This window comes from Bradyrhizobium sp. UNPF46 (genome assembly GCF_006658625.1).
In the GTDB taxonomy this organism is placed as follows: Bacteria; Pseudomonadota; Alphaproteobacteria; order Rhizobiales; family Xanthobacteraceae; genus Bradyrhizobium; species Bradyrhizobium nitroreducens.
In genome coordinates this window covers 1-25,990 of the sequence record NZ_LFJB01000062.1, presented here as the reverse complement: position 1 = coordinate 25,990, position 25,990 = coordinate 1, and the positions used below count along the sequence as shown (strand labels likewise).

The 25,990-nt window shown below is 65.4% G+C and carries 23 protein-coding genes; 19 read left to right on the top strand and 4 right to left on the bottom strand.

The features are described 5' to 3' along the window. The first annotated feature begins 395 nt into the window (after positions 1-395). The 3 genes from UNPF46_RS23980 to UNPF46_RS23970 all read left to right on the top strand — a co-directional run bounded on the left by UNPF46_RS23980 (position 396) and on the right by UNPF46_RS23970 (position 2,361). A complete protein-coding gene (locus tag UNPF46_RS23980) occupies positions 396-1,160 on the top strand; it encodes an alpha/beta fold hydrolase (protein ID WP_142251650.1) in 765 nt (254 codons plus the stop codon). A 25-nt stretch (positions 1,161-1,185) separates the two neighbouring features. After that, on the top strand, positions 1,186-1,527 hold the full coding sequence (locus UNPF46_RS23975; RefSeq protein ID WP_142251649.1) for a hypothetical protein: 342 nt from the start codon (positions 1,186-1,188) through the stop codon (positions 1,525-1,527). A gap of 159 nt (positions 1,528-1,686) precedes the next feature. Further along, the gene (locus UNPF46_RS23970) at positions 1,687-2,361 is read left to right on the top strand and encodes a dienelactone hydrolase family protein (RefSeq protein WP_142251648.1); all 675 of its coding nucleotides are present in this window, start codon (positions 1,687-1,689) and stop codon (positions 2,359-2,361) included. A 148-nt stretch (positions 2,362-2,509) separates the two neighbouring features. On the opposite strand, the gene UNPF46_RS23965 is transcribed toward UNPF46_RS23970, so the two are convergent. The 3 genes from UNPF46_RS23965 to UNPF46_RS23955 form a co-directional block, all read right to left on the bottom strand. Beyond that, positions 2,510-3,259, bottom strand: coding sequence for a polysaccharide biosynthesis/export family protein (locus tag UNPF46_RS23965; protein ID WP_142251647.1), 750 nt, complete (start codon positions 3,257-3,259; stop codon positions 2,510-2,512). Positions 3,260-3,537: 278 nt separating this feature from the next. Further along, positions 3,538-4,194 (bottom strand): peptide-methionine (S)-S-oxide reductase MsrA, encoded by a 657-nt coding sequence (msrA, locus tag UNPF46_RS23960; RefSeq protein ID WP_100178552.1) that lies wholly within the window; start codon positions 4,192-4,194, stop codon positions 3,538-3,540. 174 nt (positions 4,195-4,368) lie between these two features. Further along, entirely contained in the window at positions 4,369-4,686 is a 318-nt protein-coding gene (locus UNPF46_RS23955) for a hypothetical protein (protein ID WP_097661488.1), read from the bottom strand. A 362-nt stretch (positions 4,687-5,048) separates the two neighbouring features. Here UNPF46_RS23955 and rpsT point away from each other — a divergent pair, with 362 nt between their 5' ends. The 15 genes from rpsT (at position 5,049) to UNPF46_RS23875 (ending at position 23,212) form a co-directional block, all read left to right on the top strand. Then, complete coding sequence (rpsT, locus tag UNPF46_RS23950) at positions 5,049-5,315, top strand: 30S ribosomal protein S20 (RefSeq protein ID WP_027563963.1); 267 nt, start codon at positions 5,049-5,051, stop codon at positions 5,313-5,315. Between the two features lie 1,241 nt (positions 5,316-6,556). Further along, a complete protein-coding gene (gene dnaA / locus UNPF46_RS23940; protein ID WP_100178553.1) occupies positions 6,557-7,966 on the top strand; it encodes a chromosomal replication initiator protein DnaA in 1,410 nt (469 codons plus the stop codon). Positions 7,967-8,357: 391 nt separating this feature from the next. Continuing rightward, positions 8,358-9,476, top strand: a complete 1,119-nt coding sequence (gene dnaN / locus UNPF46_RS23935; protein WP_100178554.1) for a DNA polymerase III subunit beta — start codon at positions 8,358-8,360, stop codon at positions 9,474-9,476. A gap of 54 nt (positions 9,477-9,530) precedes the next feature. After that, on the top strand, positions 9,531-9,818 hold the full coding sequence (locus UNPF46_RS23930) for a GIY-YIG nuclease family protein (RefSeq protein ID WP_100178555.1): 288 nt from the start codon (positions 9,531-9,533) through the stop codon (positions 9,816-9,818). A 46-nt stretch (positions 9,819-9,864) separates the two neighbouring features. Continuing rightward, a complete protein-coding gene (gene recF / locus UNPF46_RS23925) occupies positions 9,865-11,001 on the top strand; it encodes a DNA replication/repair protein RecF (protein WP_142251646.1) in 1,137 nt (378 codons plus the stop codon). Positions 11,002-11,110: 109 nt separating this feature from the next. Next, positions 11,111-11,854: a hypothetical protein gene (locus tag UNPF46_RS37630; RefSeq protein ID WP_181770083.1), complete on the top strand. Its 744-nt coding sequence runs from the start codon at positions 11,111-11,113 to the stop codon at positions 11,852-11,854. 146 nt (positions 11,855-12,000) lie between these two features. Then, the gene (locus UNPF46_RS23915) at positions 12,001-14,157 is read left to right on the top strand and encodes a hypothetical protein (protein ID WP_142251644.1); all 2,157 of its coding nucleotides are present in this window, start codon (positions 12,001-12,003) and stop codon (positions 14,155-14,157) included. Between the two features lie 30 nt (positions 14,158-14,187). After that, positions 14,188-14,931, top strand: a complete 744-nt coding sequence (locus UNPF46_RS23910) for a peptidase associated/transthyretin-like domain-containing protein (protein ID WP_100178559.1) — start codon at positions 14,188-14,190, stop codon at positions 14,929-14,931. 282 nt (positions 14,932-15,213) lie between these two features. After that, on the top strand, positions 15,214-17,649 hold the full coding sequence (gyrB, locus tag UNPF46_RS23905; protein WP_100178560.1) for a DNA topoisomerase (ATP-hydrolyzing) subunit B: 2,436 nt from the start codon (positions 15,214-15,216) through the stop codon (positions 17,647-17,649). A 176-nt stretch (positions 17,650-17,825) separates the two neighbouring features. Next, positions 17,826-18,464 (top strand): LURP-one-related family protein, encoded by a 639-nt coding sequence (locus tag UNPF46_RS23900; protein ID WP_100178561.1) that lies wholly within the window; start codon positions 17,826-17,828, stop codon positions 18,462-18,464. A gap of 113 nt (positions 18,465-18,577) precedes the next feature. After that, a complete protein-coding gene (yidI, locus tag UNPF46_RS23895; protein ID WP_100178562.1) occupies positions 18,578-19,045 on the top strand; it encodes an inner membrane protein YidI in 468 nt (155 codons plus the stop codon). 140 nt (positions 19,046-19,185) lie between these two features. Continuing rightward, positions 19,186-20,481 (top strand): UDP-N-acetylglucosamine 1-carboxyvinyltransferase, encoded by a 1,296-nt coding sequence (gene murA, locus UNPF46_RS23890; RefSeq protein WP_100178563.1) that lies wholly within the window; start codon positions 19,186-19,188, stop codon positions 20,479-20,481. Positions 20,482-20,685: 204 nt separating this feature from the next. Then, a complete protein-coding gene (locus tag UNPF46_RS23885; RefSeq protein ID WP_142251643.1) occupies positions 20,686-22,080 on the top strand; it encodes an MATE family efflux transporter in 1,395 nt (464 codons plus the stop codon). Continuing rightward, the gene (locus UNPF46_RS23880) at positions 22,077-22,565 is read left to right on the top strand and encodes a DUF2867 domain-containing protein (protein ID WP_142251642.1); all 489 of its coding nucleotides are present in this window, start codon (positions 22,077-22,079) and stop codon (positions 22,563-22,565) included. The genes UNPF46_RS23885 and UNPF46_RS23880 overlap by 4 nt, the downstream gene beginning before the upstream one ends. Further along, positions 22,562-23,212, top strand: a complete 651-nt coding sequence (locus UNPF46_RS23875; protein ID WP_142251641.1) for a 2-hydroxychromene-2-carboxylate isomerase — start codon at positions 22,562-22,564, stop codon at positions 23,210-23,212. Before UNPF46_RS23880 ends, UNPF46_RS23875 begins: the two co-directional genes overlap by 4 nt. Positions 23,213-23,275: 63 nt before the next feature. Here the strand turns inward: UNPF46_RS23875 and UNPF46_RS23870 are convergent, their stop codons facing one another. Continuing rightward, entirely contained in the window at positions 23,276-24,391 is a 1,116-nt protein-coding gene (locus UNPF46_RS23870; protein ID WP_142251640.1) for an FUSC family protein, read from the bottom strand. 125 nt (positions 24,392-24,516) lie between these two features. On the opposite strand from UNPF46_RS23870, the gene UNPF46_RS23865 reads away from it, so the two are divergent. Then, on the top strand, positions 24,517-25,884 hold the full coding sequence (locus tag UNPF46_RS23865) for an MmgE/PrpD family protein (RefSeq protein WP_142251639.1): 1,368 nt from the start codon (positions 24,517-24,519) through the stop codon (positions 25,882-25,884). Positions 25,885-25,990 lie beyond the last annotated feature (106 nt).

Here is a 25,990-nt window from a genome sequence, read left to right as displayed (position 1 = left end):
GCCGCGAGAATGATCGCGTTCAGCGGCGGAGGCAAATGCAATTTGGAACGTGTCGCAACTATTGGGGAAGCTCAGTGTTGTGCGTTGCGAGAACGAGGTTGAATGCAGCGGCTGAACGCAACAAGCAGAGCACTTGCACATGCACGCCATCGCGTTGAAGGCAGTTTCTTCGAGGTAACTTGGAGGGCTAGAGTGCAAACGTCACCGCGGGCGCCCCTTCTCCCCTTGTGGGAGAAGGTGGCGCGAAGCGCCGGATGAGGGGTTCTCTCCACTCGCAACACTGTTTGTGAGGATAGATACCCCTCACCCGGCTTCGCTTCGCGAAGCCACCCTCTCCCGCAAGGGGAGAGGGTGGACCGTCCCTGCGGCTAGAACAGAAAGAAGGGGCGAAGACTATGCCAAGGATTAATCGGGACGGCGTCAACATCCACTACGAGGTTCACGGCAACGGGCCGCCGCTGCTGCTCACACACGGCTATTCCTCGACGTCGGCGATGTGGCATGGGCAGGTCGATGCGCTCTCGAAGGATCACACGCTGATCCTGTGGGACATGCGCGGCCATGGCCAGTCCGACTATCCCGATGACCCCAAAGCCTATAGCGAAGCGCTCACGGTCGGCGACATCGCGGCGATCCTCGATGCGGTCGGCGCGAAGCGCGCCATCATCGGCGGCCTGTCGCTCGGCGGTTACATGTCGCTCGCATTCTACCGCGTCCATCCGGAGCGCGCCCGCGCGCTGCTGATCATCGACACCGGACCGGGCTTCAAGAAGGACGACGCGCGCGAGGCCTGGAACGCGCGGGCGCTCGCCACCGCCGACAGGCTCGATCGCGAAGGCCTCGACGTGCTGAAATCGGCAACGCGCGAGCGCGCCACCGCCAGCCATCGCGACGCCAGGGGTCTGGCGCTGGCCGCACGCGGCATGCTGACCCAGCGCGACGCGCGCGTGATCGGGCTGCTGCCCGACATCAAGGTGCCCTCGCTGATCGTGGTCGGCGCCGACGACACCCCGTTCCTCGCCGCGTCCGACTACATGGCGGCAAAAATCCCCGGCGCACAAAAGGTCGTGATCCCCGCCGCCGGTCACGCCGTCAACATCGATCAGCCCCAGGCTTTTGTTGACGCCGTCGAGCCTTTCCTGAAGAACTTGCCGGCGTAGGACGGTCAATCAGGAACGCAGGACCATGATGCGAGCGATATTTGCGATGGGCGCAATGGCCTCGCTGCTGTCATCGGCGGCACAGGCCGAACCGTTCGGCGCGGTGCCGCCGCGCCAGCCTTTCGTCGCGACCCTGTCGAACAACATACCGCTCGCCTTCGGCATGGATGCCGACCAGACCGCCCGCGCCCTGCGGCAACCGCTGCAATATGTGCGGGGCCGCCCCGGCAACGAGATCTACCTCGCGCTGCGCGACATCGGCGGCAGCGGACTGATCCCCACCCGCCACCGCCTGTTCCTGCAGTTCCGTCATGGGCGGCTGGCGGGATGGAAGGAGGATTACGGCGAGAACTGGATGTGGGAGTGAAATCTTCTCATGGTGAGGAGGCGCGAAGCGCCGTCTCGAACCATGCAGGCCCCGCTGCCACGTCACGGGCCTTTCATCCTTCGAGACGCGCGCGAGGAGCGCGCTCCTCAGGATGAGGGGAGACACTGAGTTCCGTACCAACCAAGAAGGACAACCCGCGTGGGACAAGACATCAAGCTGACGGCGTCCGACAATTTCCAGCTCGGCGCCTATCGCGCCGATCCCGGTGGCACGCCGAAGGGCGCGGTGGTGGTGATCCAGGAGATCTTTGGCGTCAATCACCACATCCGTTCGGTCTGCGACCGCCTCGCCGGAGAAGGCTATGTCGCGGTCGCGCCGTCGATCTTCGACCGCACCGCGCCGAACTTCCAGTCCGGCTATACGCCCGACGAGATCGCCGAGGCGCGCAAGTTCGTCGCCAACCCCGATTGGGCCGCGATGCTGCGCGACACCCAGGCCGCGATCGACGCGGTGAAGAGCGTAGGCCCGGTCGGCATCATCGGCTTTTGCTTGGGCGGCAGCATCGCCTTCGTCGCGGCGACGCGATTGACCGGCCTGAAGGCCGCGATCGGCTATTACGGCGGCGCGGTCGTGCGCTTTGCCGACGAGACGCCGAAGGTGCCGACGCAATTGCATTTCGGCGAGAAGGATGCGGGCATTCCCCTGACCGACGTCGAGACCATCAAGTCGAAGCGGCCGGATGTCGAAGTCTTCGTCTATCCCGGCGCCCAGCACGGCTTCCATTGCGACGAGCGCGCCAGCTACGACAAGACCAGCGCCGACATCGCCTGGCCGCGCAGCATGGAATTTTTCGCGAAGCATTTGACGAAGTAGCTCGCAGTTCTTTCCTCCGTCATTCCGGGATGCGCCGCGCAGCGGTGCAGGCCCGGAATCCATCGGGCCGCAGAATTTGTGGTGCGATGGATTCCGGGCTCGCGCTATCGCGCGCCCCGGAATGACGAGAGGAGGGTCGGGCTGAAGCCTAGAACCAGCGCTCGCCGACGAACACGGTGTCGCCGGGGTTCAAGGGGGTGCCGAGCGGCACCACGGCGCGCATGGAGCCGCCGTTCTCGGTGTGCGTGACGGTGACGACATCGCGCTTGGCGCGGGGCGAGAAGCCGCCGGCGATCGCGACCGCGCTCTCGACCGTCATGTTCGGCACGTAGGGATATTGGCCGGGCGCGGTGACTTCGCCGAGAATGAAGAACGGGCGGTAGGACTCGATCTCCACGGCGACCGAGGGCTCGCGGATGTAGCCGTTGCGCAGGCGCGCGGCGATCTCGCCGGCCAGGCCCGCCGTGGTGCGGCCACGCGCCGGCACCGCGCCGATCAGCGGCATGGTAATGGAGCCGCCGGCATCGATGGCATAGCTGTTGGTGAGACCTTCCTGGCCGTAGACCACGACGCGCAGCTTGTCGCCGGCATCGAGATGGTAGGAGGCGTCGTAACGCACCGGCGTCGCCATCGGCGCGGCGTAGCCGACCGGCATGGGTGCGGGCGAAGCGGCAAAGGAATTGCTGAGCGCCGCGATGGCGCCGCCGCCGTTGTTGGCAACGACGACCGGCTGCGGAGCGCCGTAGGGCTGGCCATAGGCCATGGAGTCGAGATCGGCGCGGGGCTGCATCACCGCGACGGGGCCAGCGGTCTGCATGCAGCCGCCAAGGGTCAGCGCGGCGGACGCTGCCAAGGCCACTGCCGAGATCGACGATCGAAACGCGCGTGCAACTGGCACCGGACCTATCCCTCGAAACGAGATGGCTCCAGTGATGCACCACTTATGGTTAATAAAGCGTTGAGCGGACACCGGTGACGGTAGCACCCTCCCCTGGAGGGGGAGGGTCGATCGCGCGTAGCGCGAGCGGGGTGGGGTGACAGTCTCGCGGCAACGAACAGTGCCCGAGTGGAGAGATCACCCCACCCCGTCACGCAATCTCGCTTCGCTCGAACGCGTGCCGACCCTCCCCCTCCAGGGGAGGGTAAGAAACACGCGCGGCGCGATAAGTTTGCGACTTACGCGCTCACACCGACGCCGATCGGGCAGGACACGCCGGTGCCGCCGAGCCCGCAATAGCCGGCGGGGTTCTTCGCCAGATATTGCTGATGATAGTCCTCGGCGAAATAGAATTCGCCTGCCGGCGCGATCTCGGTGGTGATGGCACCGAGGCCCCTGGCTGCGAGCGCCTTCTGATAGAGCGCTTTCGACTCGTCGGCCGCTTTCCTCTGCGCATCGGAAGTGGTGTAGATCGCGCTGCGGTACTGCGTGCCGACATCGTTGCCCTGACGCATGCCCTGCGTCGGGTTGTGGCTCTCCCAGAACGTCTTCAACAGCGTCGCGTAGGAGATCTTGCCCGGATCGAACACGACCAGCACCACTTCGGTGTGGCCGGTGCGGCCCGAGCAGGTCTCTTCATAGGTCGGATTCGGCGTGTGGCCGCCGGCATAGCCGACAGCGGTGGTGTAAATGCCATCGCCGAGCTGCCAGAATTTGCGCTCGGCGCCCCAGAAGCAGCCGAGCCCGAACACGGCCTCTTCGAGGCCGGCGGGATAAGGCGGCTTGAGCTTGCTGCCGTTGACGAAATGGGTGGTGGCGGTCGGAATGGCTTGTGCGCGGCCGGGCAGCGCCTCAGCTGCGCTCGGCAATGCGGTGGTCTTGCGCATGAACAGCATGATGGGTCTCCGAAACGAGCTGTCCGTCGCGCGAGCCAGATGCTCGGGCGCCGTGCTCGCGATGAGGTGGGAATATAGGTGTTTACGCGGGCGGGAGCAGCGTTGTTACGTCGCGCCTTGCAGCGCTCAATCCCGGCGGGAATTGAAAGCTCAATCCCGGCGGGAATTGGAAGGTCAATCCCGGGAATAGCCGATCAGCGGTTTCCGCGGGCGGAACAGGAGCATCAGCACGATGCCGAGAATGCCGAGGACGGCAAAGACCGGCTGATCCAGCAACAGGCGGATCACCGAGGTCCAGAGCCAGGGCGCCTTGGCCTCGACCCAGGTGCGGAAGGCGGACTGGCTGGCCTGATTGACGTCGTTCCAGAACTGGCCGAACCGGGTGAACCGCAGGGTCTGGTCGGCCACCCAGCGGGCGCCGTCATAGACCATGAAGATGAACCCGCCGGCGAGCAGCAACAGCCCAATCAGTCGGAAAAAGCCGCGGATCATGCCTCACCTTATATGGTCGTCCGATCGGAGGACCTAGACAAAACGCCGCCAGCCAATAGCCGGGCGACGGCAGAAATTCAACCTCTTCAGGGCGTTACGGCGCCCCCTGGAGCGCCCCGGGCCTGCTTTTCCAGCCCGGAAAGCGTTGACGGTGCCCAAGACCCTCTCTATAAGGGCGCCAACTGGCGGCGGGCGCAATCCTGCCGCCGCTGTTCTTTGAGCAGTTGCAGGCTTTTTGAAGCCTCATGTTCCGGGGACGGCCAGCAACCGAACACCCTAAATCCGAGCGTCGATTCCGCGGTCAAGCAAGCCGGCGCTACCCGACCAAGACGCGACCGGACCCCGCAAAGGACATTGAGACCATGGCCAATACCACTTCCGCCAAGAAAGCGACGCGCAAGATCGCCCGCCGCACCGCCGTCAACAAGTCGCGCCGCACCCAGATGCGCGGCGCCGTGCGCACCGTCGAGGAAGCCATCGCGACCGGCGATCGCGCCGCTGCCGTGAAGGCGCTGGCGAATGCCGAGCCCGCCTTGATGCGTGCCGCGCAGCGCAACATCATTCACAAGAACAACGCCAGCCGCAAAGTCTCGCGTCTCACCGCTCAGATCGCCAAGCTCGCCAAGTAACTGGCTCGAGCAACCGCGGACCAATCGGTCGGCTGATCGATCGAACATCACACGCGTCAAACAGCCCGGCATCGCGCCGGGCTTTTTTGTTGCCGTCATATTCACGCAAGCGGTCACGTCGCGATCAATCTTCGATTGGAAGGTTCGCACCGCCTGCGCTATTCTTCGTTCCGTAGTTCTACCTGCCGATGCCGTGCAACAGCGGAAACTTTCTGCGTTGCGAAAACCCTTGTGCTGCGGGCGTAAGTTGAATTCGCGCGCGCGAGTTCTGCACACCGTAGATACACCGGAACGCATCTCGCGGTGGAGTTACCCTGTGAAACGAGACTCAAAAAACGATGTCTCGCTAATCACTTATCGACATAGCGACCGCAAGCATTTGGAAAAATCGCCCCACGCGTCGAGTGCGTGACAAATTTGTAAAAAAAATTGGCGGCGGCGGAGAATTGTCACATGAGGCGCGGCATTTTCGATTCTGTGCACGAATCCAAAAACTTGCTCCAAAGCCTGTGCACAAGTCGCGCGCGGCATTAACCGAGGTCAAGTTTTTTTGGTGGCTCAAGTGTGAATCAATTCGTTGCGAGTCTTTCCGCTTAGTGTATTCCTTAAGTCGTCAGCGGCGCCCACGATCTTCAGACCAGCGCGGTTTAGGAAACGGGGCGAGCGTGCAAATCGGCGGCGGTGTGCACGTAGGCGACGCTTCAAAAAGCGATGTCGGATCCAAAACCCATAGCAGCATGGGAATGGTAGTTCTTTGTCTGAATGTCTCCAAGCGGGATCTTCCCGCCTCGCGCCTGGCGCGCATGAGAGACATCGCAAAGCTACCCCGGCACGCAAGGCGGCGAAGCCGAGCGGACGACTAGTACAGACGGGCAGGACATCTGCGACTGAAGCGTTTCAGGGGCGGTTGTCTTTCACACGCAGGACCTTGCCGTGAGCGATCACGGCGGGACGGGGAGGTATCATGTCCTACGGATTCAACGCGGTATTGACACAAGTTCCATCGTTCAACGATGCCGTCTCCGATCCGTCCTGCGTTCAGCCTCCGACGTGTGACGGCGCGTCGAGTACGCGCTGACCTCGCGAACTCTCCATCTTCGACATCGCTGATCTGACCGCGGCGTATCCGCCGAGCGGCCGAGCCATGTCTGATGCTGGACTCGCTTGAGGTCGCGCCATGGCAGGTGACTCTGCATGGCGCTCACCACGCAACCTTATCTCTCAAGAAAAGTTTTCTGACGATGACAATGGAACAGGATCGCTGGTCACGCGTGAAGGGTCGGCTGCGCTCGAGCGTCGGCGAAGACGTTTATACCAGCTGGTTTGCCCGCATGGATCTGGAAGGCGTGCAGGACGAGAGCGTGCGGCTCTCGGTGCCCACGCGCTTTCTGAAGAGCTGGATTCAGGCTCATTATGCCGAGCGCGTGCTGTCGTGCTGGCAGGCCGAGATGCCGGAAGTGCATCGTATCGACCTCACCGTCCGCTCCGCGGTGCGCCCGGTGGTGCAGCCGAAGGAAGCCCCCGCGCCGGTCGAGACGCGCCGCACGCCTGCGCCCGAGCTGCGCTCGACCGCGACCGCGCCGGTCTCGGCCAATCATGACGCGCTCGGCGGCTCGCCGCTCGATCCGCGCCTGACCTTCGCGAGCTTCGTCGTCGGCCGCTCCAACACGCTGGCCCATGCGGCTGCGCGTCAGGTCGCGGAAGGTCGTCGCGGCGACCCCGTGATGTTCAACCCGCTCTACATCCATGCCGGCGTCGGCCTCGGCAAGACTCACCTGCTCCAGGCCGTGACCTGGGCCGGCAATTCCGGCAACGAGCGCAAAGTGCTGTATCTCACGGCAGAAAAATTCATGTACGGCTTCGTCGCCGCGCTGAAGACGCAGACGGCGCTGGCCTTCAAGGAAGCACTGCGCGGCATCGACGTGCTGGTCATCGACGATCTCCAGTTCCTGCAGGGCAAGTCGACCCAGGCCGAGTTCTGTCATACGCTGAACGCGCTGATCGACGCCGGCCGCCAGGTCGTGATCGCGGCCGACCGTCCGCCGTCGGATCTCGAAAGCCTCGACGACCGCGTCCGCTCGCGTCTTGCCGGCGGTCTCGTGGTCGAGATGGGCTCGCTTGGGGAAGAGCTGCGCCACGGCATTCTCAAGTCGCGCGTCGCGGCCGCCCGCGCCCATCATGCGACCTTCGAGGTGCCCGAGGAGGTACTGACCTATCTGGCCCGCGCCATCACGCATAACGGCAGGGATCTCGAAGGCGCGATCAACCGGCTCCTGGCGCATTCCAAGCTCAACAATCGTCCTGTTACGCTGGAGATGGCCGAGCACGAGGTGCGCGACCTGATCCGACCGCAGGAGCCGAAGCGGATCAAGATCGAGGACATCCAGCGCGTGGTGGCGCGGCAGTACAACGTCAGCCGCTCCGACCTGTTGTCGTCGCGCCGCACCGCCAATGTGGTGCGCCCGCGCCAGGTGGCGATGTATCTCGCCAAGACGCTGACCCTGCGCTCGCTGCCCGAGATCGGCCGCCGCTTCGGCGGACGCGACCACACCACGGTGCTCCACGCCGTGCGCAAGATCGAGGCCCTGGTCTCCAAGGACACCGCCTTGTCGGAGGAAGTGGAGTCGCTGAAGCGCCAGCTTCAGGAATAAACGCCTATTTCTTCTCTTCACCTCTCCCCGCAGGCGGGGAGAGGTCGGAATGCGCGCGCAGCGCGGATTCCGGGTGAAGGGGGTACAGGTCCATCGACAGGCTCCCCCGCGGAGAGAGGCCCCTCACCCCAACCCTCTCCCCGTAAGAACGGGGCGAGGGAGCGCACCTCTGTCTGGGCGACGGGTGGTGTTCTGCCTGTAAATCGTGGGGAACTGCCTCCCAATCCCTTGAATTGGATGGCTTTCCGCGCCACCTTGCGCGACCCTGACGGCTTTGGTCATATCGGTTGGATGATCCGGGCCTACCGGGGGTCATCGGTGCCGCGGCGGGCTTTTCGACCGCCCGGCTTCTTCAACATGATGTTTTCCTGGGGATCGGGCGAGTAGTGCAATGAAGGTTACGGTCGAACGCGCGCAACTCCTGAAGTCACTGGGCCATGTCCACCGCGTGGTCGAGCGCCGCAACACGATCCCGATCCTCGGCAACGTGCTGGTCCGCGCCGAGAACGCCAAATTGTCGCTGAAGGCGACCGACCTCGACCTCGAGGTGACGGAAACGCTTCCGGCGGAAACCGCGACCGCGGGTTCCACCACCGTGCCGGCGCACATGTTCTACGACATCGTGCGCAAGCTGCCGGATGGTTCGCAGATCGTGCTGGAGGCCGACGGCGACCGCGCCGTGCTGGCGATCCGCGCCGGCCGCTCGCGCTTCACGCTGCAGACGCTCCCCGAGAATGATTTCCCCGATCTGGCCGCCGGCGACATGTCGCATTCCTTCTCGCTCGCCGCCAAGGACGTCAAGCGGCTGATCGACCGCACCCAGTTCGCGATCTCGACCGAAGAGACGCGCTATTACCTCAACGGCATTTATCTGCACGCGGCCGGCACCGCGAAAGCCGCGACCTTGCGCGGCGTCGCCACCGACGGCCACCGCCTCGCCCAGCTCGATCTCGTGCAGCCCAAGGGCGCCGAGGGCATGCCCGGCGTGATCGTGCCGCGCAAGACCGTCGGCGAGGTGCAGCGCCTGATCGAGGACACCGACGCCGAGATGACGATCGAGCTGTCACAGGCCAAGATCCGCTTCACCATCGGCAACGTCGTGCTGACCTCGAAACTGATCGACGGCACCTTCCCCGATTACGGCCGCGTCATTCCGCAAGGCAACGACAAGGAGCTCATCGTCGACAAGAAGGACTTCGAGAACGCGGTCGACCGCGTGTCGACGATTTCGAGCGAGCGCGGGCGGGCGGTGAAGCTGTCGCTGTCGCCGGGCAAGCTGGTGCTGTCGGTGACCAACCCGGATTCCGGCAGCGCGACCGAAGAGCTTGAGGTCGAATACGCCTCCGACGCCCTCGATATCGGCTTCAACTCCCGCTACCTGCTCGACATCGCCGCCCAGATCGAAGGCGACGTCGCAACGCTCAAGCTCGCCGATCCCGGCTCGCCGACCCTGGTGCAGGACCGCGACGACAAGAGCGCGCTGTACGTGCTGATGCCGATGCGGGTGTGAGGGTATTTTCCCTCTCGTCATGGCCGGGCTTGACCCGGCCATCCATCAAACAAGATGACCTATTGGGTGTACATCCTCGCTAGCAAGCCCGGTGGAACACTTTACATCGGCGTCACCAATAATTTGATCCGACGCGTCTACGAGCATCGCGAAGGCCTGGCAGATGGCTTCACCAAACGTTACGGGGTGAAGACCCTGGTCTATTTCGAGGCGCACGACACGATCGCGACTGCCCTGCAGCGCGAAAAGAACATGAAGCACTGGTCACGCGAGTGGAAGATCGATCTGATCGTGAAGAGCAATCCCGCGTGGCAAGACCTATATGATGAGATAGCCCGCTGACGCGGGCGATGGATTGCCGGGTCAAGCCCGGCAATGACGAGCAGAAATGACCCCCTCCCGCATTCATCGCCTGACGCTGACGCATTTTCGCAATTATCGGGCGGCGGGGCTCGAGACGGCGGCTGACCTGGTGGCGCTGGTCGGGGCGAATGGCGCGGGCAAGACCAATTGCATCGAGGCGATCTCGTTTCTTTCACCCGGGCGCGGCTTGCGGCGCGCCACGCTGGAGGACGTCGCCGACAACCAGGGCGACGGCTCCTGGGCGGTGTCGGCGCAGGTCGAGGGCGCGCTGGGGCTGGCGACGCTCGGCACCGGCATCGAGCCGCCGCGCGCAGATAGCGCCGTAACCCGACGCTGCCGCATCGACCGCGAGCCGGTGGGTTCGGCGAGCGCCTTCGGCGACCACATTCGCATGGTCTGGCTGACGCCGGCGATGGACGGGCTGTTCATGGGGGCTGCCTCCGAACGCCGGCGCTTCTTCGACCGCCTGGTGCTCGCCATCGACAGCGAGCATTCCAGCCGCATCAATGCGCTGGAGCGTTCGTTGCGCTCGCGCAACCGCCTGCTCGAGACGCGCAATTACGACGACCATTGGTGCGACGCAATCGAGCGCGAGACCGCCGAGCTTGCGGTCGCGGTGGCGGCAACGCGCGGCCAGACCGCGGCCCGCCTGACCGGCATGCTCAACGCGCGCGCGCAAGCCTCCGCATTTCCGTCGGCTCGAATCGCGCTCGACGGCTGGATGGAGAACGCGCTGCTGACCGAGACGGCGACGTCGGTCGAGGACCGCTACCGCCAGATCCTGCGCGACAACCGTCCACGCGATGCCATTGCCGGCCGCACCACCGACGGTCCGCATCTCACCGATCTCCAGGTGATCTATGCGCCGAAAAGCATGCCGGCGCGGGACGCCTCGACCGGCGAGCAGAAAGCTCTTCTGATCGGCCTCGTACTGGCGCATGCGAGCCTGGTCGCCGAGATGACCGGCATCGTGCCGCTGCTGCTGCTCGACGAGGTCGTGGCGCATCTCGACCCCAGCAGGCGCGCGGCGCTGTTCGACGAGTTGAAGAAGCTTGGCGCGCAGGTCTGGCTGACCGGTGCCGACCCGGCTGCCTTCGCCGAGATCGGCGCGGGAGGCGAGGTGTTTGACGTCGAGAGCGGACGAGTCTCCGCCCGGCGCTAGAGGCGGCATTGAACCCGCCCGTTTCCGTCAGCGACTAGCTGCTTGAGGCCGCAACACGCGGCCATCGCGCGACCATCTCGGACACCCGCGCTATTCTTGGAGCATTGGCATGACGACGATGAGGCATGGAGCGCAAGCTCCGGCACGATGGCAGTTGTTTGCGTGTGGCCTTGCGCTCCTCGCAAGTTGCCTGCTCGCTGCGAGCGCCGGCGCCTTCGTGTCCAATCTGCCGCCGCTGTTCTCGGCCGCACTCACGCTGGACCCGGATGCCAAGCTGCCCGCGCCGACCAGCTTCAGCTACCGCGGCATCCACACCACCGTGATGCCCGGCGTCGAAACCCCGCTGCGGACGCGGCTCGAAGCCCGCGTGCCTGCCGAGCTCGGCGACGTCCTCACCTTCTATCGCTCCGAGCTCGGTAAGCTCGGCTGGCAGGAGAGACCCGAGGGCGCCGAGACGGCGGCCGATCACGTCCAGCTCGCCTTCGCCTCCCCGCTGGGGCCGGCCGCACTGGAGCTCGCCCGCAAGGACGGCGGCACCGCGATTCATCTCGTGCAGAAGAATGCCGATGCGGCGGCCCGGGCGAACGTCCTGCCCGAGCCCGGTCAGGCAAAGCTGGTGTTCAGCAATATCAGCGGGACCGACGCCGTGCTCACGATCGATGCGCGGACCGTCACGCGCGCCGCCGGCACGCACGCGGTGTCGCTGGATCTGGCGCCCGGCAAATATTCCTACGAGCTGCGCGTGCCCGAGCGTTCAGCCGCCACGAAGACCCTGACCGTTGCGGCCGGCGATGCCTGGGAGGTCACGGTCGGGCGTGACGGCGAGGCCTGGCCACCGCTGCAGCTTTACTGAACCTTCGCAGCCCTCCCAAGCCTTGCGCGATCTTTGAACCTCACGGGTTCCTGCCGCGACTTCTGGTCATAAGCCGCGCCGACGGTGTCGCGGCCTGCAATTGCGCGCGAGCCGATGCGCCGCGCCACGCCCCTGGAGAAGTGACGATGTCGAGGATGACGCGCGGGACGCAGGTCCCGGCACGATGGCGACTGCTTGCATGCGGCCTCTTCCTGGTGGCGAGCTGCTCGGTCGCGGCCGCCGCCGACGCGGGTATCGTCGACGTCCACGCGCTGCCGCAGCTCGAGGGCGCGGTGGAGGACACCTCGCGCCCCGATCCCTACCGCGTCGAATATCGCGTGCCGACGCCGCAAGCCGTGACGTTGCAGGCGGTACGAAAGCTCCTGATCGCCGAGGGCTGGGTGCCCTATGTGCTGCCGCTGGAGGAGAAGAGCACCACGCTGAAATTCAAGAAGGGACGGCAGGGCCTTTCCGTTCACTTCACGCAGGCGCTCGGCCGGCCCGATCAGTCCGTGGTGTATTACACGACCGACCGGATCTATTCGAACGTACCGTTCCCCGACGGCGCGAGCGACCTCGTGTTCGACGGCACCAGGCCCTATCTCGGCTGCATCGCACCCGGCGCGCTCGATGCCACGTCGGCGTTCTACACCAGCCAGATGGAGGCGATCGGCTGGCGCAAGCTCACGGCTGAAACGGCGGCGCGCTGGACGACGGCAGCCCTCGACGAGACCGTTCCGAACGGCGTGCGCGCCTTCTACGACCATCCCGAGGGCGACACGACGCAGTTCTACAAGCAGAAGCCGGTGATGCTGACGCTGACGCGCCGCGACGACGGCCGGACCGATGTCGACATCCGGATCGCACCCTTCGTGCTGCCCGTCGATCTCAGCGCCGATGGCGATGTTGCCGGCCTGCCGCGGCCGAATCCGACCAAGACGGCGAGAGGCCTCGGCAGCGCGACGTCCAACAAGCGCGAGATGAGCGCCGCCGCGATGGCCGAGCTGCCTGCCGTGCTCGCCTTCTACCATCGCGAGCTCGCCGCGCGCGGCTGGCAGGAAGATGGCAGCGCGCCGCTCGCCCCCGGCGACGACGTCGCGCTAAAGATCTCCAACGCCGAGGAAACCGGCCTGCTGCGCCTCGGCCGAAAATACGACTTCACCATGGTCAGCCTGACCGCGCAGCTGAAGGAATCCGCGCTCGCCGCCCGCGCCAAGGCGAAGAAGGAAGCGGACGAGAAGTTCATGAAGGACGCCGAGGCGATGGCGAGGCAGGTCATCGCCGCCGACGAAGCGAGGCGAAAGGTGCAGGCGGCCACGCTGTCCGATGCGCCGCTCAGCGCGCTTGCCGACAGCAAGACGCCGGTGCCGCTGCCCGAGACCGCCGAGGGCGTGAAATTCGAAGGCGACGGCGGCCATCTCGAATTCTCCTCCACCTCGAGCGTCAAGGCACTCGCCGCGTTCTATCGCGCATCGCTCAAGCCCGCCGGCTGGAAGGAGCAGCCCTCCGTCATCAACCAGCCCAACATGGCGGTGCTGGAATTCTCCAAAGCCGGCAAGTCGATCTCGATGACCGTGATGCAGATGGGCCCGAAGGTGAATGTCAGCGCGAGCGGATCGGGCCTGGTGATGGCGGCAGCCAAGCCGGCGGCAATGCAGGAAGTGCAGGCGAAATCCTCCGAGCCGCTCAAGCCGGACCCTGAATCCCAGCTCCCCGTGCCGACGCAGCGGTCGTCGACGTCGCTCTCCACCACCAAAATGCCGGGAAGCGAGATGCCGTTCCGCCGCGAGCTGGCAGCCAGCATCCCGGCCCCGCTCGGCGATGTCCTGGCCTTCTACCGGGCCGAGCTTTCCAGGCTCGGCTGGCAGGAGAAGGCCGACGGCGCCGCCGTGTCCGCCGAACGCGCGCAGATCGACTTCACCTCGCCGCAAGGCCCGGCCGTGCTCAGGCTCGGCCGTGCCAAGGGCGAGACCACGGTCAGTCTGGCGCAGAAGAATCCGGATGCCGCTGCCAAGGCCGACATCATGCCGAAGCCCGGCCAGGCCAGGCTGATGCTCGGCAATATCGGGGCGAAGGACGCCTCGCTGACGATCAACAAGCAGACGGTGAAGATCGCAGCCGGCGCCGGCGGCCCGCAATCGCCGAAGGGCCCGATGCTCGACCTGCTGCCGGGCACGTATCAGTACGCCCTGCGCATGCCCGGGCGCCCGGCCCACACCGAGAGCCTCACCGTGGCCGCAGGCGACGCCTGGGGCCTGATGGTGGGTCCGACCGGCGAAGTGCTGCCGCTGCAGATGTACTGATCTACCGGCCCGCTGATGCCGAGAACGAACATGACGACGATGAAGCCCGTGATGAGAGGTCCGGCACGCCGGTTGCTGCCGCTGTGCGGTCTCGCCCTTCTCGGGGGCGGCCTGATCGCCACGAGTGCCGGCGGATGGATGCCGCATCTGTCACCGCGCACTTCGGCTGCACTCACGCCGGCGGATCCCGACGCCGACATGCCAGTACCGAAGCAACACAGCTCCTCCAGCTCCAACACGACCCGTGTGACCGGCATCGAAATCCCGCTGCGGGTCGGCCTCCAAGCCCATGTGCCGGCCCAGCTCGGTGCCGTGCTCGCCTTCTACCGCACGGAGCTCGCAAAGCGCGGTTGGGAGGAAAAGCCTGATGGCACTGTTGTTGCCGCCGATCACGCGCAGCTCGCCTTCGTCTCCCCGAAGGGCCCGGCAACATTGAAGCTTGGCCGTGCCAAGGACGAGACCATTGTCGACCTGGTGCAGCGGAATACGGAGGCCGTGGCCAAGGCCGACTTCCTGCCGATGCCAGGACAAGCGCGGCTGATCTTCGGCTATCTTGCGCCCGACGTGGCTTCGCTCGCGATCAACGATCAGACCATCAAGATCGCGGGCGGCGAAAATCACCCACAAACGCTGGATCTGCCGCCCGGCACGTATTCCTACCAGCTGGTCGTGTCGGGTTATACGTTGCGCTCCGATACCATCACCGTGGCCGCAGGCGAGACATGGTCCCTCCGGTTGGGTGACGGCGACAGGAAGCCGGATCAGATCTACTGACCCCGGCGGCCTGTTCCGGGACACCACGGCACGTCGGAACAGGCCTCCGCGCCCCCGCAAAATCCACGCCTTTGACGGCCCAAAAAGGGGCCTCGAATCGGGCTTTTCGCGAGCCCCGGAATCGGCCTTCGAACGCCTTGAAAACCGGCCCAAAAACCCCATCTAGTCAAAGGGTTGCCGGGAGATACTTTGCGCTAGGCGCTAAGCGTCTTTCATGGCACAAATAGCCTCACATCAGCGCCTTTTGCGCGGCTGATTCGGGCGACATCTCGAAGGCCTCTCATGACAGAACCTGCTCGGCAGACGCCTGCCGAAAACGAGCCCTCAAATCCGAGCGATTACGGGGCGGAATCGATCCGCGTGCTCAAGGGTCTCGATGCCGTCCGCAAGCGCCCGGGCATGTATATCGGCGACACCGACGACGGCTCGGGCCTGCACCACATGGTGTACGAGGTCGTCGACAACGCGATCGACGAAGCGCTTGCGGGCCACGCCACGCGCGTCGAGGTGATCCTCAACGCCGACAATTCCGTCACCGTGCGCGACGACGGCCGCGGCATTCCCGTCGACATCCACAAGGGCGAAGGCATCTCGGCGGCCGAGGTCATCATGACCCAGCTCCACGCCGGCGGAAAGTTCGACCAGAACTCCTACAAGGTTTCCGGCGGCCTGCACGGCGTCGGCGTCTCCGTCGTCAACGCGCTGTCCAGCAAGCTCGGCCTGCGGATCTGGCGCGACAACAAGGAGCACTATATCGAGTTCGCCCATGGCGATGCCGTGGCGCCGCTCAAAGTCGTCGGCGAGGCGCCGGGCCGGCGCGGCACCGAGGTGACGTTCCTCGCCTCGACCGAGACCTTCAAGAACATCGAATATGATTTCGCGACGCTCGAACACCGCCTGCGCGAGCTCGCCTTCCTCAACTCCGGCGTCAACATCGTCCTCTCCGACATGCGCCACGCGGTCGAGAAGCGCGAGGAGATGCACTATTCCGGCGGCGTCGAGGAATTCGTCAAATATCTCGACCGCAACAAGAAGGCGATCGTGCCGGCGCCGATCATGGTGCGCGCGGAAGCCAACGGCATCGGCGTCGAGGCTGCGCTGTGGTGGAACGACAGCTACCACGAGAACGTGCTGTGCTTCACCAACAACATCCCGCAGCGCGACGGCGGCACCCATCTGGCCGGCTTCCGCGGCGCGCTGACGCGCCAGGTCAACGGCTATGCCGAGGCCAACGCGAAGAAGGAAAAGATCGCGCTGACCGGCGACGACTGCCGCGAAGGCCTCACCGCCGTGCTGTCGGTGAAGGTGCCCGACCCGAAATTCTCGTCGCAGACCAAGGACAAGCTGGTGTCCTCGGAAGTGCGTCCCGTGGTCGAGAACGTCCTCAACGAGGCGCTGCAGGCCTGGTTCGAGGAGCATCCCAGCGAGGCCAAGATGATCGTCGGCAAGGTGATCCAGGCCGCCGCCGCGCGTGAAGCTGCGCGAAAGGCGCGCGAGCTGACGCGCAAGAGCCCGCTCTCGGTCTCCTCGCTGCCCGGCAAGCTCGCCGACTGCCAGGAAAAGGATCCCGCGAAATCCGAGCTCTTCATCGTCGAGGGTGACTCGGCAGGCGGCAGCGCCAAGCAGGGCCGCAACCGCGAATTCCAGGCCGTGTTGCCGCTCCGCGGCAAGATATTGAACGTCGAGCGGGTACGCCCCGACAAGATGCTGGGCAGCGAGCAGATCGGCACGCTGATCACCGCGCTCGGCACTGGCATCAGCGACGAGTTCTCGATCGAGAAGCTGCGCTATCACAAGATCATCGTGATGACGGACGCCGACGTCGACGGCGCCCACATCCGCACGCTGCTGCTGACCTTCTTCTACCGGCAGATGCGCGACATCATCGACGGCGGCTATCTCTATATCGCCCAGCCGCCGCTCTATAAGGTCTCCAGAGGCAAGTCCGAGCAGTACCTGAAGGACGAACGGGCGCTGGAGGACTATCTCATCGACGCCGGCCTCGACGACTGCGTCTTCATTCCCGGCACCGGCGGCGACCGCACCGGCCGCGATTTGCGCGCGCTGGTCGACGATGCCCGCGTGGTCCGCAGCATCCTGCGCAATCTGCACAGCCGCTATAACCGCAAGGTGATCGAGCAGGCCGCCATCACCGGCGTGCTGAACAAGTCGGTTTACGGCAACCTCGAGAACGCCACGGCCGCAGCGCAGTACATTGCGACCCGGCTGGACAGCCAGGCCGAGGAGGTCGAGCGCGGCTGGGTCGGCCAATTCGTCGAAGGCCAGGGTTTCCTGTTCGAGCGCACCGTGCGCGGGGTCAAGGAAGCGGCCGTCATCGACGATGCGCTGCTCGGCTCGGCAGAAGCCCGCAAGCTCGACGAGTACGCGCCCAAGCTCCAGGACGTCTACGCCCGCTCCGGCAAGCTGCGGCGGAAGGATAGCGAGCATGTGGTGCATGGCCCGTCCGACCTGTTCGAGGCGGTCACCGACTCCGGACGCAAGGGCATCACGCTGCAGCGTTACAAAGGTCTCGGCGAGATGAACCCGGAGCAGCTCTGGGAGACCACGCTCGACACCGAGGCGCGCTCGCTGTTGCAGGTGAAGGTCAAGGAGGTCGATGAGGCCGACGACATCTTCACCAAGCTGATGGGCGACGTGGTCGAGCCGCGCCGCGACTTCATCCAGGAACATTCCCTGAGCGCGACGATCGATATCTGAGGCCGGTTGGCTTTGGATTTCATCTCCCTAGCCAAGGCACTCGCTGTAACCTCTCCCCCTCCCTCCCCCGCGAGCGGGGGAGGGAGCGCACCACCTTCGTGGCAACACCCCCCTGAACCTCCCCACCGGCCACCGCGACAAAATGGCGTAGCTGGCACTGGAAGAGGTCCGAGCGAATGTTGCCGATTTTAGCTGACCAGCACCGAATGTATGTGCAGCAGGTTTTCGAAATGGCCGAACTTTTCGGCCTCGAAACCCGCAACAAGTATCGCATCCGCGACGAAAATGGCCGCGATCTGCTCTATGCGGCCGAACAGCAAAAAGGAATTCTCGGCTTTTTGTGGCGTCAGGCATTTGGGCATTGGCGCTCCTTTGAGGTCCATTTTTTCGACGGCGCCCGACAGCCGGTGATGCGCGGGATCCATCCCTTCCGCTGGTTCTTTCAATGTCTGGAGCTGCGTTCGCGCGACGGCCGCCTCATAGGAACCATCGAGCGTCAGTTTTCGATTCTCACCAAGACCTTCCATGTGCAGGATGCGCAGGGAAGAGTGGTGCTCGAGGTCAGCTCGCCATTTTGGCGCGTGTGGACCTTTCCGTTCATGCGCGGAGGGCGAGAGCACGCGCGCGTTGCGAAAAAATGGTCCGGCCTCGGCTCCGAACTGTTCACCGACCGCGATAATTTTCTGATCGAGTTTCTGGAACGCAGTCTGACGGAAGATGAGCGAGCGCTGGTTCTTGCGGCCGCGATCTACATCGACCTGATGTATTTCGAAGTCAAAGGCGAGGGTGGCGTCATCAATTTGTTCCGCAATTGAGGCGCAGTGGGCCTCTCCCGCCTGCCCGCCGCAGCTCCCTGAACCTCGCCACCCGCCATCGCGACGAAGTGGCATGACCCGCAGGGCCGATTCCGGCCGGGAAGTGTCACGTCATGATCGCCTCTGCAACGACCACTCCAGCCGCACCCTCCCGCCGTCTTGGCATCATCGGCAGCATTGTCGGTGTGCTGGCGCTGATCGCAGCGGTCTTGCCGCATTGGGTCGTGCCGGTGCTCTATCCGCCACCGCCGGCAGACAAGGTGATCGTCGACACCGGACACCGCCTCAAGGATCGCCTGATCGCACGGGTCAAGGGCGTCGAGTACCAGGCGCCACCGCGGGAGAAGTCGACAGGGAGCCAACTGAGGGAGATGTCCTCGATCGGCGCGATCTCGCTCGGCCTGCTTGCCATTTTGTTCTCGGTCCTCGCACTGGTGTTTCGCGAAGAGCGGCTGCTGGCCGGCGTCGCGGCCGCGCTCGGGAGCGGCGCCATCGCCATTGAGATCTCCTTCCTGGCCATGGGCGTCCTGATGCTGATCGTCATCCTTTATGTGGTGGCCAATATCATCGGCTTGTTCTAAACGCCTGATGCAGCGGGCCTGTTCAGGCCAATCGGCGGCCTTCCGACGCGACAAGTGCAGAATTGCTACCCTGCTCAATTCTCGGTAGTTTCCGCTCTCGAAGCAGCCCGCCCCAACGCAACAGGACGGAGAAAACCGACGTGGCGCCCATCCAATACATCGTCGAGGGCGGTCACCGGCTCTCGGGCTCGATCGAGCCGTCCGGCAACAAGAATTCGGCGCTGCCGATCATCGCCGCGGCGCTGCTCACCTCACATCCGGTGACGCTGGAGAACGTGCCGCGCATCCGCGACACCGAGACGCTGGTCGAGCTGATCCGTTCGGTCGGTGCATCCGCGGAATGGACCGCCCGCAACACGCTTCACATCCACGCCAAGAGCATCCGCGCCGCCGATCTCGACCCCGAGCTGTGCGTGCGCATCCGCGCCTCGATCCTGCTCGCAGGCCCCCTGCTCGCCCGCTGCGGCGAAGTGATGCTGCCGCCACCGGGCGGTGACGTCATCGGCCGCCGCCGCCTGGATACCCATGTGCTGGCGCTGGAGCAGCTGGGCGCAAAAGTCACCGCGACCGACCGGCTCGAATTCCGCGCGGCCAGGCTCGCCGGCGCGGACGTGTTCCTGGACGAGCCGAGCGTGACCGCGACGGAGAATGCGCTGGTCGCCGCGGTCGCCGCCGACGGCGTGACCTATTTGCGCAACGCCGCCTCCGAGCCGCATGTGCAGGACCTCGCCAATTTCCTGGTCGCGCTCGGCGCTCGAATCGAGGGCATCGGCACCAACACCATGATCGTGCACGGGCCGGCGACGCTGGGGGAGACGACCTACCGGATCCAGCCCGACCACATCGAGGTCGGCTCACTGATCGGCCTTGCCGCCGTGACGCGCTCGCCGCTGCGCATCACGCGCGCCGGCGTCGAGCATCTGCGCTCGATCCGCATGGGTTTCGAGCGGCTCGGCATCGTCTGCCGCGTCGAGGGCGACGACCTCATCGTGCCCTCCAATCAAACCTTGAAGATCCAGGACGATTTCGGCGGCCACGTGCCGAAGCTGGAGGACCAGCCCTGGCCGGCGTTCCCGGCCGATCTGATGTCGATCGCGATCGTCACCGCCACGCAATGCGAGGGCGTGATCCTGATGTTCGAGAAGATGTTCGAATCCCGCATGTTCTTCGTCGACAAGCTGATCGCCATGGGCGCAAGAATTGTTCTCTGCGATCCTCATCGCGCCATCATCGCGGGCCCCAGCCGCCTCCACGGCGCGACCATGACCTCCCCCGACATCCGCGCCGGCATGGCGATGCTGTTGGCCGCCGTCTGCGCCCAGGGCACCTCGACCATCAACAACGCCGACCAGATCGAGCGCGGCTACGAGCGTATCGAGGAGCGGCTGAACGCGCTGGGCGCGAAGATCAAGCGCGTGCCTGAAAGGAAGGGGTGAGGTTTCTTCTTCGCCTCGCCCCGCTTGCGGGGAGAGGCCGGATTGCATCGCAGATGCAATCCGGGTGAGGGGGACTCTCCGCGAATCCAGCTCTCACCGCACCCGCGGAGACTCCCCCTCACCCCGACCCTCTCCCCGCAAGCGGGGCGAGGGAGAAGAAGCGCGAGCCATGTTTTCGTCGCTTGGGCGTGCTATTGAGCCGCCATGCTCGACACCGTCCAACATCACGCGCAGCCGCAAGCCGGCGTGCCGCAGAACCATCTCGCGCAGGAATTCGTCGAGACGCTGCGGCTGGCCGTGCCGCTGATGCTGACGCAGCTCGGACAGATCGCGATGATCACGACCGATCTTGCGCTGATCGGCCGGCTCGGCGAGGGCGCGGTGGCAGCGGCGGCGCTGGCGCATACGGTCTACTTCGTCAGCTTCACCTTCGGACTCGGACTGATGTCGGCGGTATCGCCGCTGGCGGCGCAGGCATTCGGCGCCGGCGACGTCAGGCGCATCCGCCACTCCTTGCGTGTCGGGCTGTGGGTCGCGCTCTTGATCTCGCTGCCGATGATGGCCTCGCCGCTCTATGGCAAGCAGATCCTGATCGCACTCGGCCAGCTGCCGCAATCGGCCGCGCTCGCCCAGCGCTATCTCAACGGCCTCGCCTGGGGCATCGCCCCGGCACTCGGCTTCATCGCCCTGCGCAGCATGATGAGCGCGGTGAACCGACCGCAGGCGCCGCTGTGGATCACGGTAGCCGCGATCCCGGTCAATGCCGCGCTGGTCTATGCCTTGATCCACGGCCTGTTCGGCCTGCCGGAGCTCGGCCTGTTCGGGGCGGGCCTGGCGACCACGATCGTCAATCTCGGCACCTTCCTCGCGACTCTCGCCATCGCCGCATGGCGGAAGCCGTTCGTGGACTACCGCCCGCTCGCCCATCTGTGGCGGATCGACTGGCCGCTGATGCGGCAGCTGATCGCGGTCGGTGCGCCGATCTCGTTTTCCCTGCTGCTGGAATATGGCCTGTTCTCCTCGGCCGCGCTGCTGATGGGATTGATCTCGACCACCGCGATCGCCGCGCACCAGATCGCGCTCCAAGTCACAGCCGTGCTGTTCATGGTGCCGCTGGGCATCGGCATGGCGGCGACGGTGCGGGTCGGCCACGCCTTCGGCCGCGGCGATCCGGCGGCGGTGAAGCGCGCCGGGCTGGCCGCCGCCGTGCTTGGCATCACACTGGTCTCGGCCCTGACCCTCGCCATCATCCTCGGCCGATATGAGCTGGGCCGATTGTTCTTCGGCAATGGTGAAGCCAGCGCGCCTACGGTCGCGCTGACCGCGATGCTGCTGCTGGTCGGCGCCACCTTCTTCATCGCCGACGGGCTCCAGACCATCATGGGCGGCGCGCTACGCGGCCTCAACGACACAAGGATGACGCTGCTGTTCGCTGCGATCGGCTATTGGGGCATCTCCTTTCCCGTCGCCTGGATTCTTGCCTTCCACACCGGACTGGGCGCGGTCGGCATCTGGGTCGGGTTCTCGGTGGGGACCTTCGTCTATGCCGGCCTGCTGATCTTGCGCTTCCGGATGTTGACGCGCAAACTGGCGGCATGATCGCCATGGTCCGCGAAATCACCCCTGATGTCGACGCCGGCACGGTGCTGGCAGGCGCGCAGTTCATCGACGCATTTCGCGCGGATGTCGGCGCGACCAGCGTGAGTGCCCGCGAGGCCTGCACGCGGATGGTGCTGCACGGGCCGCGCTGGGTCGACGCGCTGACGCGCTTGCGCAACGTCCTGGTTAAGCCCTTCGGACTGAAGACGTCGGGCGACGGTGCTCCGGCGCCGCACGGGATGGTCGGCCTGTTTCCAGTCCTGAGCGAAACACCGGAGCGGCTGATCGCCGGCTTTGACGACTACCATCTCGATTTCCGCGTCGTGGTTGACGTCGCCGGCGACGCGGCGGAGCGGCGGGTGACATTGACCACATTGGTACGGACCAACAATCTGCTCGGGCGGGCCTATCTCACGCTGATCGTCCCCTTCCACAAGCTCGTGGCCCGCAGCATGATGGGATGCATCGTGGAGCCGGCCCGATGACGCTGTCCGTCGATCTGTTCTTCTCCTTCCGCAGCCCGTTCAGCTATCTGGCGCTGCCGAAGACGCTCAAGCTTGTCGAGCAATACGACCTCGCGGTGAACCTCCGGCCTGTCTATCCGCTCGCGGTCCGCGTGCCCGGATTCTTCAAGAAGGCCAGCCCGAACTTCATTCGCTATGTCGTGCTCGACAGCACGCGCGTCGCACAGCACGAGGGCATTCCGTTCCGCTTTCCCCGGCCCGATCCGATCGTGCAGGACAAGACGACGTTCGATGTCGCTTCCGAGCAGCCCTACATCCACCGTCTGACCCGGCTCGGCGCCATGGCGCAGCTCGAGGGCCGCGCGCTCGAATTCACATATGCGATCGCGCGCGTGCTGTGGGACGGTTCGGTCGCGGGATGGAACGAGGGTGATCATCTGGCGCGCGCGGCGGAGAAAGCGGGCTTTGATCTCGCCGCGATGGACCGCGCGATCACCACGGACCCGGATCGCTACGAGCAGGTCATCGCGGAGAACGAGAAGGACCACGCCGCGTCAGGCCATTGGGGCGTGCCCACCTTCGTGTTCGAGAACGAACCGTTCTTCGGCCAGGACCGCATCGACCTCCTGGTCTGGCGCATGCAAGGCAAAGGGCTGACGAAGCGCTAGATTCTTGTTTGACGCGTTTTCTTCACGCGAACCGGTGTCCACTTCGCTCGAAAACGCTCTACCCTATTCCGCCACGCGCACGGCCTTGCCGCTTGCGGCGTCAGACCATTCGCCGACGACACGGTCGAGATCGCAGAGGTTCTGGTGCATCTGCTCCAGCGAGAAGCCGAGCGCGAAGAAGCGCTCGGCGGTGTCGCTCGCGTGGCCGCGGATCAGGCCGTCCTGACGGACGGCGGCAACCGCCTCGGCGTAGTGCTGGAGCGCGAGGTGGACGGGATGGATCGGCGGCGCACCGGCGCCCTCGCGCAAGGCCGCGGCGGCCGAGCGCAGGAAGCGCGCGATGACGGTCGAGACCTCCGTCAAGGGCGCGGCGAGCCGCGTCTGCACCTCGGCCGGCAGCGGCACCACGGTGGCGCGACCGATCATCACGACATCATGGCGCAGCCGCAGCACGGTGCGCAGCAGCGGCCCGGTGTCGGGCCCGCTCGACAGCCGCGCGGCGCGCTCGCGCTCGGCCTCGGCGCCTATGGCGTTCATGCCGACCATCGCGGTGCCGATGCCGTCCTGGATCCGGTGCAGCGCGTCGTTGTCGCGGCCGCGGGTGAGGCCCGCCAGCAATTCGGTGAAGGCGTCCGCAATCAGCTCGAGCAGTTGCGCCGCGGCGGGGCGGATCTGCCGCACCGCGCGCGAGGGCAGCACCAGGAACGAGACCAGGAGGCCCGTGACCGCACCGACACCGACCTCGCTGACGCGGTCGATCGCCGAGGTCATGGGATCGGAATGATGCATGGTCGGAACCAGCAGCACGATCACGGCGGTCACCGTGGCCGCGCTCAGGCTCGGATTGATCGCGGCGATGAAGGCAAGCGGAGCGACCGACAGCACCAGCAATCCCAGAAGCCCGGCTTCGCTGGAATAGGGAATCAGGATCGCGATGGCACCGCCATAGATCGCGCCGCCGATGGTGCCGAGCATGTAGTCGCGCGTCGCCTTCAGCGAGCGGCCGACGCTCATCTGGGTCACGATCAGCGAGGTCAGGACCGCCCAGAGCGGCAACAGCAGATGCAGCGCGGTGGCGAGCGCATAGGCCGCAGTCGCGGCCACCGTGACCCGGATCGCGAGCCCCAGCTGGGTTCGCCGCGACCTGATCCGCTCGAACACCTTCCCTGCGAACGCCATGCCCGAATATCCCGCTCCAAACCCGCGTAAAGCCAGGCAAAAGCATGGCTGATACCCGCGGCCCCAAGGCCGCTTGAAAGGCCAAATCAGCCCGCCTAACTTGCGCGCCAAAACGAGGAAACACGATGGCTCACGAAACCGCAACGCTCGCCGCCTATGTCTTCAACCTGAAATACCAGGATATTCCGGCGGAAGTGCTGGAGCGCGCCAAGGTGCTGACGCTGGACTTCCTCGGCAGCGCGATCCGGGCGAGGCGCGAGGCCGAATCGACCCCGTCAATGCTGAAAATGCTGGAGGCGCTGGCGCTCGACACCAAGGGCGAATCCACCGTGTTCGGCGACACCAAGACCTGGACACCCGCGGTTGCCGCGCTGCTCAACGGCGCACTCGGTCACTCCCTCGATTTCGACGACACCCACGCCGATTCCTCGCTGCATCCGAGCGCGCCGGTGGTTCCGGCCGCCTTCGCCGTCGGCGAGATGGTCGGCGCTTCGGGCCGCGACGTGCTGACCGCGATCGTGGCAGGCTATGAGGTCTGCTGCCGGCTCGGCAACGCGCTCGACCCGACCTCGCACTATGCCCGCGGCTTTCACCCGACCGCGACTGCCGGCACCTATGGCGCGGCCGCGGCAGCCGGCAAGCTGTTTGGCCTCAACGAGCAGCAGTTGATCGCCGCCTTCGGCGTCTCCGGCAGCCAGGCCGCGGGCTCGCTGCAATTCCTGGTCAATGGCGCCTGGAACAAGCGCTACCAGGTCGGCGCCGCCGCAATGAACGGCGTGATCGCCGCAACGCTGGCGCGCAACGATTTCGTCGGCGCGACCGAGTCGGTCGAAGGCAAGCACGGCCTGCTCGCCGGCTACACCGACGATGCGCATCCCGACAAGGCGGTTGCCGAACTCGGCAAGACCTATGAGACGATGAAGATCGGCGTGAAGCCGTATCCGAGCTGCCGCTACACCCATGCGGCGATCGACGCGCTGATCGCGATGCGGCGCGAGCACAATCTGACGCCCGACCAGGTCAAGCGCGTCGAGATCGGACTGCACCGCAACGGCATCACGCTGACCGGCGATGCCGCGACCAAGCGGCATCCGACCTCGATCGTCGGCGGCCAGTTCTCGATGTTCTTCACCGGCGCGCTCGCGCTCGACCAGGGCTCGTTCGGCTGGGACGACTATGGCCGCCTCGGCGACGCCGCGATCGACGCGCTCGCCGACAAGTTCGACGTGGTGCAGGACGACCGTCTCGAGATCGGCCGCACCCATCCCTTCGGCGCACGCGTCAGCATCACCACGGATGACGGCGTACACGAACGGCTCTATGCCGATCCCTCGGGAGAGCCGAATTCTTTCCCCGACGCCCAGGCGATGCAGCAGAAGTTCCTGACGCTGGCGCGCCCGGTGCTGAACGCGCGCGCGGAGAAGTTTGCGGACGCGATCATGACGCTGGAGCGCTTCGATCGCGTGGCCAAGGCGACGGAATTGGGACGCTAGGTTCGCCGCGGCACTCCGCTTACCCTCCCCTGGAGGGGCAGGGGAATCGCATGTGGTTTTGAGGGTGGTATTGCGCGGTCCAGCGATATGGATTCTGAAGAGGACT